The organism is Pseudomonas sp. GW822-FHT07A10, assembly GCF_058798795.1.
Genome location: NZ_JBXAKV010000002.1, coordinates 409,354 through 421,766, shown reverse-complemented (window position 1 = coordinate 421,766; position 12,413 = coordinate 409,354). Strand labels below are relative to the sequence as shown.

11 protein-coding genes are annotated in these 12,413 nt (G+C 60.9%); 3 read left to right on the top strand and 8 right to left on the bottom strand.

All coding sequences use genetic code 11. The features are described from left to right. Positions 1–11: 11 nt before the first annotated feature. Entirely contained in the window at positions 12–2,318 is a 2,307-nt protein-coding gene (locus AC1RL4_RS05420; protein ID WP_493119239.1) for a heavy metal translocating P-type ATPase, read from the bottom strand. A gap of 84 nt (positions 2,319–2,402) precedes the next feature. Between AC1RL4_RS05420 and cadR the strand changes: the two genes are divergently transcribed. Beyond that, the gene (cadR, locus tag AC1RL4_RS05415; RefSeq protein WP_007897786.1) at positions 2,403–2,852 is read left to right on the top strand and encodes a Cd(II)/Pb(II)-responsive transcriptional regulator; all 450 of its coding nucleotides are present in this window, start codon (positions 2,403–2,405) and stop codon (positions 2,850–2,852) included. A 125-nt stretch (positions 2,853–2,977) separates the two neighbouring features. Here cadR and AC1RL4_RS05410 read toward each other — a convergent pair whose 3' ends face one another. The 3 genes from AC1RL4_RS05410 to AC1RL4_RS05400 form a co-directional block, all read right to left on the bottom strand. After that, positions 2,978–3,949, bottom strand: coding sequence for a thymidylate synthase (locus tag AC1RL4_RS05410; protein ID WP_230173271.1), 972 nt, complete (start codon positions 3,947–3,949; stop codon positions 2,978–2,980). Positions 3,950–4,013: 64 nt separating this feature from the next. Further along, positions 4,014–4,823, bottom strand: a complete 810-nt coding sequence (lgt, locus tag AC1RL4_RS05405; RefSeq protein WP_019580577.1) for a prolipoprotein diacylglyceryl transferase — start codon at positions 4,821–4,823, stop codon at positions 4,014–4,016. Between the two features lie 83 nt (positions 4,824–4,906). Then, positions 4,907–5,689, bottom strand: a complete 783-nt coding sequence (locus AC1RL4_RS05400; RefSeq protein ID WP_019580576.1) for a sulfite exporter TauE/SafE family protein — start codon at positions 5,687–5,689, stop codon at positions 4,907–4,909. A gap of 134 nt (positions 5,690–5,823) precedes the next feature. On the opposite strand from AC1RL4_RS05400, the gene AC1RL4_RS05395 reads away from it, so the two are divergent. After that, positions 5,824–6,570, top strand: a complete 747-nt coding sequence (locus AC1RL4_RS05395; RefSeq protein ID WP_019580575.1) for an NRDE family protein — start codon at positions 5,824–5,826, stop codon at positions 6,568–6,570. A 95-nt stretch (positions 6,571–6,665) separates the two neighbouring features. On the opposite strand, the gene ptsP is transcribed toward AC1RL4_RS05395, so the two are convergent. Together ptsP and AC1RL4_RS05385 are read right to left on the bottom strand one after the other, a co-directional pair. Next, entirely contained in the window at positions 6,666–8,945 is a 2,280-nt protein-coding gene (gene ptsP / locus AC1RL4_RS05390; RefSeq protein WP_018928656.1) for a phosphoenolpyruvate--protein phosphotransferase, read from the bottom strand. Between the two features lie 22 nt (positions 8,946–8,967). Further along, on the bottom strand, positions 8,968–9,447 hold the full coding sequence (locus tag AC1RL4_RS05385) for an RNA pyrophosphohydrolase (protein ID WP_007897732.1): 480 nt from the start codon (positions 9,445–9,447) through the stop codon (positions 8,968–8,970). A gap of 143 nt (positions 9,448–9,590) precedes the next feature. On the opposite strand from AC1RL4_RS05385, the gene AC1RL4_RS05380 reads away from it, so the two are divergent. Then, positions 9,591–10,247: a histidinol-phosphatase gene (locus tag AC1RL4_RS05380; RefSeq protein ID WP_018928655.1), complete on the top strand. Its 657-nt coding sequence runs from the start codon at positions 9,591–9,593 to the stop codon at positions 10,245–10,247. 117 nt (positions 10,248–10,364) lie between these two features. On the opposite strand, the gene AC1RL4_RS05375 is transcribed toward AC1RL4_RS05380, so the two are convergent. Continuing rightward, complete coding sequence (locus tag AC1RL4_RS05375; RefSeq protein WP_019580573.1) at positions 10,365–10,793, bottom strand: DUF2269 domain-containing protein; 429 nt, start codon at positions 10,791–10,793, stop codon at positions 10,365–10,367. A 39-nt stretch (positions 10,794–10,832) separates the two neighbouring features. Further along, entirely contained in the window at positions 10,833–12,347 is a 1,515-nt protein-coding gene (ilvA, locus tag AC1RL4_RS05370) for a threonine ammonia-lyase, biosynthetic (protein ID WP_028939103.1), read from the bottom strand. Positions 12,348–12,413 lie beyond the last annotated feature (66 nt).

The window sequence follows — 12,413 nt, the reverse complement described above, 5'->3', positions numbered from 1 at the left end:
TCCCTCATCGTCTATTTGCGCAACAGGCGCAAACCGTTGAACACCACCAACAGGCTCACGCCCATGTCGGCGAACACCGCCATCCACATGGTGGCGATCCCGGCGAAGGTTACCCCAAGAAAGATCGCTTTGATGACCAATGCCAGGGCAATGTTCTGTTTGAGGATATTGGAGGTCTGCCGCGACAGGCTGATGAAGGCCGGGATCTTGCGCAGATCATCGTCCATCAGGGCGACATCGGCGGTTTCGATGGCGGTGTCGGTCCCGGCCGCTGCCATGGCGAAACCGATCTCGGCCCGCGCCAGTGCAGGAGCGTCGTTGATGCCGTCGCCGACCATCCCCACCCGATGGCCCTGGGCATACAGCGTTTCGATGGCCTGCAGCTTCTCGCTCGGCAACAGATCGCCTTGCGCCTGATCGATACCCACATGGGCGGCGATGACCTCGGCGGTGTGAACGTTGTCACCGGTCAGCATCAGGGTTTTGATGCCCAGTTCATGCAACTGCTGGATCGCTTCGCGACTGGTCGCTTTCACGGTGTCCGCGACAGCAAACAAGGCCAGCGGACCCGACTTGTCGAGCAACAGCACCACCGACTTGCCCTGTTTCTCCAGAGCAAACAGTTTTTCTTCCAGCGCTGGAGAACACAGGCCCAAGTCTTCCACCAGTCGATGGTTGCCCAGGTGATAGAGCTCACCATTGATCTCACCGCGTACTCCACGCCCCGCCAAGGCTTCGAAGTTATCCACAGTCAGCGGCGCGCGCTGGTTATCCACAACTGCCGCGTTGGCGATGGCCAGCGACACCGGGTGATCCGAGCGACCAGCCAGCGCCGCCGCAAGGGCCGGGGCTGTTTGATCGGCGGTCGGGTCGAGGGACAAATAGTCGGTCTGCACCGGTTTGCCATGCGTGAGGGTGCCGGTCTTGTCGAGGGCCAGGTAGTCGAGTTTGTAGCCGTGCTCCAGGTAGACGCCGCCCTTGACCAGAATCCCTTTGCGCGCCGCTGCCGCGAGGCCGCTGACGATGGTCACCGGAGTGGAAATCACCAAGGCGCATGGGCAGGCGACCACCAGCAACACCAGCGCCCGATAGATCCAGTCGAACCACAGCGCGTCCATGAACAGCGGCGGGATCACCGCTACGGCGAGGGCCAGGATGAATACAGCCGGTGTGTAGATTTTCGAAAAGCTGTCGACAAAGCGCTGGGTCGGCGCCCGCGCGCCCTGGGCCTGTTCGACGGCGTGGATGATCCGCGCGAGGGTCGAGTGATCGGCCGCTGCGGTCACGGTGTATTCCAACGAGCCGGACTGGTTGATGGTGCCGGCAAATACCTTGTCGCCAATGGTTTTCTCGACCGGCAGGCTTTCGCCGGTAATCGGCGCCTGGTTGATGGTCGAACTGCCGGACAACACTTCGCCGTCCAGACCGATCCGCTCACCGGGACGCACCCGCACCCGTGCGCCCAGTTCGATGCTTTTCACCGGTTGTGCGACCCAACTGCCGTCGGCTTGCTGCACCGTGGCTTGCTCGGGCGCCATCTGCATCAGTCCGCCGATGGCGTTGCGCGCCCGGTCCAGAGACCTGGCTTCGATCAACTCGGCGACGGTGAACAGGAACATCACCATCGCCGCTTCCGGCCACTGGCCGATCAGGACCGCACCGGTCACCGCGATGCTCATCAGCGCGTTGATGTTCAGGTTGAGGTTTTTCAGGGCGATCCAGCCCTTTTTATAGGTACCCAGGCCGCCACTGAGGATTGAGATCAGCGCAATCACCGCCACCACCCAAGTGGGCGCCGCGTTAGTGAAGTGGATCACTTCAGCCGCCAACGCACCAACGCCAGACAGCGCCAATGGCCACCAAGGTTTTTTCTCTGGCACAGGTATTGGCGCTTCGACGCCTTGTTCCAGCGGCTCGGCGTGCATGCCGAGGGATTTGATCGCGTCGATGATCGGCATGGTGCTTGGCAGGTCATGGGTCACGCCCAATACCCGATTGATCAGGTTGAACTCCAGTTGCTGCACACCCGCAAGCTTGCCGAGTTTGTTCTGGATCAGCGTCTGTTCGGTCGGGCAGTCCATGGCCTCGATGCGGAAGCTGCTCAGCCGCGCGCCGGCGGTCGGTGTCTCGCTCAACTTGATCAGCGATGGCGCCGCTTTGGAGGAACAGCAGGCATCGCCGTGGCCGCCATGATCATGGCTACCATGGGCATGCTGGGGCGCAGGCTGCAGCTTGTGGCTGTGATCGTGATCGTGATCGTGATCGTGATCGTGATCGTGATCAGCCTCAGGTTTGTGGATGTGAAGAGAATCGCTCATTGGTCGCGTCCATGAAGGTGCCTGTTGCCAAGTAAAGACCCTGTAGCCACTATAGGGTCAAGCACCCTTTTGGAGATCGACGCGATGAAAATAGGAGAACTGGCGAAACTCACCGACTGCGCCGTGGAAACCATCCGCTACTACGAGCGCGAAAACCTGCTGCCGGAACCGGCCCGCAGCGACGGCAATTACCGCGTCTACACCCAGGCCCACGCCGAGCGCCTGACCTTCATCCGCAACTGCCGCACCCTCGACATGACCCTCGAGGAAATCCGTAGCCTGCTGGCCCTGCGCGACAGCCCGCAGGATCAATGCGAAAACGTCAACGCGTTGATCGACGAACATATCCATCATGTGAAAGCACGAATCGACGGTTTGCTGGCGTTGCAGACACAACTGCTCGACCTGCGCCAACGCTGCAGCGAAGGGCCGGATATCGATCAGTGCGGGATTTTGCAGCGGCTGGAGGTGAGTGGCGGGGTTGTGGCGACGGAGGTCGAGCATTCCCATGTTGGCCGAAGCCACGGGCATTAAGAACACCATAAAACCAATGTGGGAGCGGGCTTGCTCGCGAAAGCGGTCTATCAGGCAACATTACTGTCGACTGATACTCCCTCTTCGCGAGCAAGCCCGCTCCCACATTTAGTCGGCGTTAAGGCTTAAACCGCCATCGGCGCGGTCATTGGAGCGTGGTGCTCGTAGCCTTCGAGCGAGAAATCACTCGGTTCGATCAGCTCCAGCCACTCCGGCTGATACAAACCGGTCTTGGCGAACTCCGGCACACGATCGGAGATCTTCAGCTTCGGCATGGCGAACGGCTCGCGCTTGAGCTGTTCGTTGAGCATGTCCAGGTGGTTTTCGTAGACGTGGGCATCGCCGATGAAATAGGTGAACCAGCGCGGCGTGTAACCGGTCAGGCGACCGATCAGGCTCAGCAGCGCGGCGCCTTCGGTGAGGTTGAACGGCGTGCCCAGGCCCAGGTCGTTGGAGCGGATGTAGAGGGTCAGGGAGATTTCCCTGGTCTCGACATTCGGGTGGAACTGGTACAGCAAGTGGCACGGCGGCAGGGCCATCTCATCGAGCTGCGCAACGTTCCAGCCGTGGAACAGAATGCGACGGCTGCCCGGGTCCTTGATGATGGTGTCGACGCACTGGCGAATCTGGTCGATCGCCTTATACAGCACCACATACGCCTGGCCGTCTTCTTCGCCTTCGGCGATCTGCCGATAACCCTGGCTCAGGGTCTGCTCGATGGCGGCCTGGTTGCTGACCGGTATCTGCTTGTACGCCGGCCATTTGCGCCATTGCACGCCGTAGATCTCGCCAAGGTCGTCTTCGCCCTGACGGAACGGGTTGGCCAGCCACTGGGCGTTTTCGTTGGCGTTCTGATCCCAGACCTTACAACCCAGTGCACGGAATTCAGCGGCGTTGTTCACCCCGCGCAGAAAACCGCACATCTCGCCGATGGCCGACTTGAAGGCCATCTTGCGGGTGGTGATCGCCGGGAAACCTTCCTGCAAATCGAAGCGCAGCATCGCACCCGGAAAGCTGATGGTGTTCACGCCGGTGCGGTTGGCCTGTTTGGTGCCGTTCTTGATGACGTGGGCGACCAGATCGAGATATTGCTTCATGAATTACCTGTGTCCTTGAACCCGGAGCCGTCGCCCCGGGGTTCGAATTTTTTGCGCCTGCTTCTTATGCAGCTGCGGGGGCCGCCGGGGCGCGTCGATAAGCCAGCCAGATCAGGAATAGACCGCCGACGATCATCGGTACGCACAGCACCTGGCCCATAGTCAGCCAATTCCACGCCAGATAGCCCAGTTGCGCATCCGGAACGCGGACGAACTCGACGATGAAACGGAAAATGCCATAGAACAGCGCAAACATCCCGGATACCGCCATGGTCGGCCGTGGCTTGCGCGAGAACAGCCAGAGGATCAGGAACAGCGCCACACCTTCCAGCGCAAACTGGTACAACTGCGACGGGTGACGCGGCAACTGCGCCGGATCGCTGAACGGCGGGAAGATCATCGCCCACGGCACGTCGGTCGGCTTGCCCCACAACTCGGCGTTGATGAAGTTACCGATGCGCCCGGCACCCAGGCCGATCGGCACCATCGGCGCGACGAAGTCCATCAGCTGGAAGAACGACTTGTTGTTCTTTTTACCAAACCACAACGCTGCGAGCATCACACCGATGAAGCCACCGTGGAACGACATGCCGCCCTTCCACACCTCGAAGATCAACATCGGGTTGGCCAGGTAAGCGCTCAGATCATAAAACAGCACATAACCCAGGCGGCCGCCGACGATGACGCCCATCGACATCCAGAACACCATGTCGGAGAGTTTCTCCTTGGTCCAGGTCGGGTCGAAGCGGTTCAGCCGACGGGACGCCAGCAGCCACGCGCCGCCGATGCCGACCAGGTACATCAGGCCGTACCAGTGGATTTTCAGCGGACCGATGGCCAGGGCCACCGGGTCGATCTGCGGGTAAGGCAGCATTGCGACTCCTCGTTAGAGTTGAAACCTTCAAAATTCCCGGGCGACGCTGTCACGCCAGGATTAAGCCAGGATTGCGTTACGTGTCAGAGCAGGAAGTTCAAGCCGACGCAAAACAGCAAAGCGGCAAACAGTCTTTTCAGCAAGCGTGGCGACAGCCTGTGGGCCAGTCGCGCACCGAGGCGGGCGAAGACCATGCTGGTCAGGGCGATCCCCAGCAGCGCCGGCAAATAAACAAAACCGAGACTATGGGCCGGCAGCAGTGGATCGTGCCAGCCCAGAATCATGAAACTTAATGCACTTGCCAAGGCGATGGGCAGGCCACAGGCCGACGACGTGGCCACCGCTTGCTGCATCGGCACACTGCGCCAGGTCAGGAATGGCACGGTCAGCGAACCGCCGCCGATCCCGAAAATCGCCGAGGCCCAGCCAATTACACTGCCGGCCACGGTCAGGCCGACTTTACCAGGCACCGTTCGGCTGGCCTTGGGTTTGAAGTCCAAGGCGAGTTGAACAGCGATGATCAACGCGAATACGCCGATGATCTTCTGCAGATTCGGCCCGGAAATCGCTTCGGCGGTCAGCGCGCCGAAACCGGCACCGATCAGAATGCCGAGGGTCATCCAGGCAAAAATCGGCCAACGCACGGCGCCGCGGCGATGATGCTCGCGAACCGCATTGACCGACGTAAAAATGATCGTCGCCAGGGAAGTGCCGACTGCAAGATGCGTCAGGATCGACGCATCAAATCCCTGCAAGGTGAAGCTGAACACCAGCACCGGAACGATAATGATCCCGCCGCCTACCCCGAACAGCCCGGCCAGCACGCCCGCACAGGCGCCCAGCGCCAGATAGAGCAAAAATTCCATGGCCACATCCCCAAGCATCCCAAAACAGGAGCGGCATGGTAACGGATGCATGGCCTCGGGCTCCACTGCGGATGGCGATGGATCGATGAGCGATGTCTGCGTAGAGTGAGCAAAAAACACACAAGGACCACCTTATGTGCCTGATTGTCTTTGCCTGGCGGCCGGGTCATGCCCAGCCGCTGATCGTGGCGGCAAACCGCGACGAATTCTATGCCCGGCCCAGTCTGCCTTTGGCGCAATGGCCGCATGCCCCGCATGTCTACGCCGGGCGTGACCTCGAGGCCGGCGGTACGTGGCTCGGTGTCGGCGCCAATGGGCGCTTCGCCGCACTGACCAACATCCGCGATCCCCTTCAACCGCCGGCCGCCAAGTCGCGAGGCGAACTGGTGGCGCAGTTTCTCAACGGGGAAACGCCCATTGAAGACTATTTAAGCGACGTTATCGGACGTTCGGCTGAATATGCCGGGTTCAATCTGCTGATCGGCAATGCCAACGAGCTCTGGCACTTCAACGCTCGGGAAACCGCGGCGGTCAGGCTCGAACCAGGGATTTATGGGTTATCGAACGCGGGGCTGAATACGCCGTGGCCAAAAGTGCTCAAGGCCAAGGCAGCGTTGAGCGAAGTCCTGGACGACCCACAACCACAGGCGTTATTGGCCTTGCTGAGCGATCCGCAGATCGCACCACTTGCCGAGCTGCCGGACACTGGCGTGGGGCAAGCCACCGAGACGTTGTTGTCGAGCGTGTTTATCAAGAGCCAGGCTTATGGGACGCGGGCGAGCACGGCGTTGATTGTTCAGGCGAATGGGATGCGGCATATGGTCGAGCGGAGTTTCGGGCCGTATGGGGGGCATTTGGGGGAGGTAGAGATCAGGATTTAGAGATGCGGTGTGTTTGCGGACGTCTTCGCGGGCAAGCCTCGCTCCTACAGGACGGTGTAGGAGCGAGGCTTGCCCGCGAAGAGGCCCTCAGCGTTTTAGAGGGTCTTGACCGAAGCCGGATTGATCATCCGCGCCAACCCAAGGTTCTTCAGCGCCAGTTGCAGCGAGCTGTGGATAACTTGCGGGTTGTCGATGGTCATCAGCTCCGCGAGCAGTTCCTTGGCCTTGCTCAGGTTGATCTGACGCAGCATCCACTTCACTTTCGGCAAGTTGGTGGCGTTCATCGACAGGCTGTCGAAGCCCATTGCCATCAACAGCACCGCCGCCGCCGGGTCACCGGCCATTTCGCCGCAGATACTCACCGGCTTGCCTTCGGCATGGGCATCACGCACCACGCTCTGCAAGGCTTGCAACACCGCCGGGTGCAGGTAGTCGTAGAGGTCGGCCACCCGTGGGTTGTTTCGGTCCACAGCCAGCAGGTACTGGGTCAGGTCGTTGGAGCCGACCGACAGGAAGTCCACCTGCCGCGCCAGTTCCTTGGTCTGATACACCGCCGCCGGAATCTCGATCATCACGCCAACCGGCGGCATCGGCACGTCGGTGCCTTCGTCGCGGACTTCGCCCCAGGCCCGGTGGATCAGGTGCAAGGCTTCTTCCAGTTCATGGGTGCCGGAAATCATCGGCAGCAGAATACGCAGGTTGTTCAGGCCTTCGCTGGCCTTGAGCATGGCGCGGGTCTGCACCAGGAAGATTTCCGGGTGGTCGAGGGTCACGCGAATGCCGCGCCAGCCGAGGAACGGGTTGTCTTCCTTGATCGGGAAGTACGACAGCGCCTTGTCACCGCCAATGTCCAGGCTGCGCATGGTCACTGGTTGTGGATGGAACGCAGCGAGTTGCTCGCGATAGATCGCCAGTTGTTCCTTTTCGCTCGGGAAGCGCTGGTTGATCATGAACGGTACTTCGGTGCGGTACAGCCCCACACCCTCGGCACCGCGCTTCTGCGCCCGTGCCACGTCCGCCAGCAGGCCGGTATTGACCCACAACGGCATGCGGTGACCGTCGACCGTGACGCACGGCAAATCGCGCAATGCGTCCAGCCCGAGGGCCAGTTGTTTCTCTTCCTCGACCACGTCGGCGAACTGCTTGCGCAGCACGTCGCTCGGGTTGGTGTAGACCTCGCCGTGGTAGCCGTCGACGATCATCTGGATGCCGTCGACCTTGGAGTACGGCAGGTCGACCAGGCCCATCACTGTCGGAATACCCATGGCCCGCGCCAGAATCGCCACGTGGGAGTTACCGGAACCGAGTACCGACACCAGACCCACCAGCTTGCCTTCCGGCACCTCGCCGAGCATCGCCGGCGTCAGTTCTTCGCTGACCAGAATGGTGTTGTCGGGGTAGACCAGCGTCTGCTGCCGCTCTTCCTGCAAGTAGGCGAGCAAACGGCGGCCGAGGTCTTTGACGTCCGAGGCGCGCTCACGCAGGTAGGCGTCGTCCATCAGTTCGAAACGGTTGACGTGATCGGTAACCACCTGACGCAATGCGCCCTGGGCCCACTGACCGGTCTTGATTACCGTGGTGACTTCGCTGCCGAGCGAGGCATCGTCGAGCATCATCAAGTAGACGTCGAACAGCGCCCGCTCTTCAGGTCGCAGCTGGGTTGCCAGCTTGGCGGACAAGGCACGCATGTCGGCACGCACACCTTCGATGGCCGTCTTGAACAGCCCAAGTTCTGCATCGATGTCGGTAATGGTCTTGTCCGGCACCACGTCCAGATCGGCCGGCGGCAGCATGACGACCGCGGTGCCGACCGCCGCGCCCGGCGAACCCGGTACGCCAACGAACTTTGCTTCCTGGATACCTTTGCCCTGACGGCCCAGGCCACGGATCGAACCGGTGGCCTCAGCGTGGGCGATAACGCCGGCGAGCTGCGCGCTCATGGTCACGAGGAAGGCTTCTTCACCCTCATCAAACTGGCGGCGTTCCTTTTGTTGAATGACCAACACGCCGACGACGCGGCGGTGGTGAATGATCGGCGCCCCGAGGAACGACGCGTAGCGCTCTTCACCGGTCTCGGCGAAGTAACGGTAGCGCGGGTGATCCGCGGCGTTTTCGAGGTTCAGGGGTTCTTCACGCGTGCCGACCAGGCCGACCAGACCTTCGTTGGGTGCCATGCTGACTTTACCGATCGAGCGCTTGTTCAAGCCCTCGGTGGCCATCAGCACGAAGCGGTTGGTCTCTGGATCAAGCAGGTAGACCGAGCAGACCTGGCTGCCCATGGCCTCTTTGACGCGCAACACAATAATCCCCAACGCCGCCTTGAGATCCTTGGCGGAGTTAACTTCCTGGACGATCTTGCGCAGCGTATTGAGCATGGCTCGGGGTCGAACTCCGTCGTCAGTCGCGCGCTAAAAGGCGCGGGGCAAGCTCTTTGAGAGCGCGTCGATACACCTCGCGCTTGAATGTCACCACCTGGCCCAACGGATACCAATAGCTGACCCAGCGCCAGCCATCGAATTCCGGTTTACCGGTCAAATCCATCCGCACCCGCTGCTCGTTGGAGATCAGGCGCAGGAGAAACCATTTCTGCTTCTGGCCGATGCACAGCGGTTGGCTGTGCGTTCTGACCAGACGTTGCGGCAAACGATAACGCAACCAGCCCCGGGTGCAGGCGAGAATTTCAACATCTTCGCGCTCCAGGCCCACTTCTTCGTTCAACTCGCGGTACAAGGCGTCTTCCGGCGTCTCCTGGGGGTTGATCCCGCCCTGTGGAAACTGCCAGGCATCTTGATTGATTCGGCGAGCCCATAGCACCTGGCCAGCATCATTCGTCAGAATGATCCCGACATTGGGGCGGAAACCATCGGGGTCGATCACGGCAACAACCTCGCAAACGCATGTCGCCGCATTGTTCCACAAAGGTTGTGAAAGCAGCAACGAGCCGACCTACCTTATGTGCACTCTTGTGAAAAGTCCGTATTCTGGAGACCTTTCTACAGACTTTTCAGCGAGTAACTGCAATGCGGCTGGCTTTATTCGACTTGGACAACACGCTTCTGGGCGGCGACAGTGACCACGCCTGGGGCGATTATCTGTGCGAACGCGGTTTCCTCGACGCCGTCGCCTACAAGGCACGCAACGACGAGTTCTATCAGGACTACCTGGCCGGCAAGCTGGATCAGGCCGCCTACCTGAACTTCTGCCTGGAAGTCCTCGGCCGCACCGAAATGGCGACACTGGATCAATGGCACCTGGATTACATGCGCGACTGCATCGAACCGCTCGTGCTGCCCAAAGGCCTCGAACTGTTGGCCCAACACCGTGAGGCCGGCGACAAGCTGGTCATCATCACCGCCACCAATCGCTTTGTGACCGGGCCGATTGCCACGCGTTTGGGCGTCGAGACCCTGATCGCCACCGAATGCGAAATGATCGACGGACGGTACAGCGGGCGCAGCACCGATATCCCGTGCTTCCGTGAAGGCAAGGTGACCCGGTTGAATCGTTGGCTGGAAGAAACCGGCCACAGCCTGGAAGACAGTTATTTCTACAGCGACTCGATGAACGACTTGGCGTTGCTGGAGCAAGTGACGAATCCGATCGCGGTCGATCCGGACCCTAACTTGCGGGCCGAGGCCGAGAAACGTGGCTGGCCGGTGATCAGTTTGCGCGATTGATTAAGCCTGTAGCAGCTGCCGAGGTACGAGGCTGCGTTGCGGTCCGCAGGACCGCCCTTCGGGGCCGCTTCGCAGCCCATCGCAGCCTCGTACCTCGCAGCAGCTACAGATTCCGCGCTATACCGGCTTGGCCCCCATCAACCCCGCAATGGCGATCAAGCAGACAAAACTGAACAACGCCAACGCCAACGTAAACTTCCCATTCCCCGCCGCCGGCGCCTTGCGCAGCCGATTGAGCCGCACCACCAGCCAGAACCAGCCCAGCACTGCCACGGTGTACAACACGCTGGACGCCAGCAGCCAGGTCTGCCCCAACGGCCAGCCCACCAGATGCACCATCCACCAGCCGGTGAACGGCATGCTCAACAGCGCCAGGCCCATCAACAACCAGATGAACACCTGCGGTCGCTGCAAGGTACGCGCAGGCGCCGTCGCATCACCGTTACGACGAGTGCGCCAGACCCAGATTGCCAGCCCCAGTGCGCTGATCAACAGCAGCACCGTCGCCACGCCATGCGCGACTTTGAGGGCGGTTAACGTTTCCATTGTTCGATTTCCTTATAGGCTGCCCATCAGCGTAGCCGCTCAGCCGAGAAACAGCTGATAGGCCGGGTTGTCGCTTTCGTCCCAGTACGGGTAGCCGATTTCTTCCAGCGCCGCCGGTACCAGATGACGCTCGTCGTGGGGCACTTGCAGGCCCGCGACCACACGGCCATCCGCCGCGCCGTGGTTGCGGTAGTGGAACATCGAAATGTTCCAGCGCCCACCGAGCTTGTTGAGGAAGTTGAACAACGCACCCGGACGCTCCGGGAACTCGAAGCGCAGCACCACCTCATCGACCACCTGGGCGGCACGCCCGCCAACCATATGGCGAATGTGCAATTTGGCCAGTTCGTTGTCGGTCAGGTCGAGTACCGGGAAACCCTGCTCGGTCAGGCTGGCGAGCAGCGCACTGCGTGGGTCGTTTTCCGGATGGGTCTGCACGCCGACAAAGATGTGCGCTTCGCTGCCGGTGTTGTAGCGGTAGTTGAATTCGGTGATCTGGCGCTTGCCGATGGCTTCGCAGAACGCCTTGAAGCTGCCCGGTTTCTCGGGGATGGTCACGGCGATGATAGCTTCGCGGCCCTCGCCCAGCTCGGCACGCTCGGCGACGTGTCGCAAGCGGTCGAAGTTGACGTTGGCGCCGGAATCGATGGCCACGAAGGTCTGGCCGGTGACGCCACGTTGCTCGACGTATTTCTTGATCCCGGCCACGCCCAAAGCGCCGGCAGGTTCAGTGATCGAGCGGGTATCGTCGTAGATATCCTTGATCGCCGCACAGATTTCATCGGTGCTGACGGTGATCACTTCATCAACGTAGTCTTTGCAGATATCGAAGGTGTGCTGACCGATCTGCGCCACCGCGACGCCATCGGCAAACAGACCCACGGTCGGCAACACCACGCGCTCGCCGGCCGCCATGGCGGCTTGCAGGCAGTTGGAGTCATCCGGTTCGACGCCGATGATCTTGATGTCCGGACGCAGGTATTTCACGTACGCCGCAATCCCGGCGATCAATCCGCCACCGCCCACCGGAACGAAGATCGCATCCAGACGCCCCGGGTGCTGGCGCAGAATCTCCATGGCCACCGTGCCCTGCCCGGCAATGGTGTGGGGATCGTCGTAGGGGTGAATGTAGACGTAGCCTTTTTCGTCGACCAGTTTCAGCGAGTAGGCCAGGGCTTCCGGGAACGAATCGCCGTGCAGTACCACTTTGCCGCCGCGCGAACGCACGCCTTCGACCTTGATCTCCGGGGTGGTCTTGGGCATCACGATGGTCGCCTTCACGCCCAGCACTTTGGCTGCCAGGGCCAGGCCTTGCGCATGGTTGCCCGCCGAAGCGGTGACCACACCACGGGCGCGCTCTTCATCGCTCAGTTGCGTCAGCTTGTTGTAAGCGCCGCGAATCTTGAACGAGAACACCGGCTGCAAGTCTTCACGCTTGAGCCAAATCTCGTTGCCCAGCCGCTCGGAGAGCTGGCGAGCAGTCTGCAATGGGGTTTCTACGGCAACGTCATAAACGCGCGAGGTGAGGATCTTTTTGACGTACTGTTCGAGCATCGGAAAGCATCACTGAACGGGTTGGGCAGGGCCAAGGAGTCTAACCCGGCTTTCGGGCGGGCGACC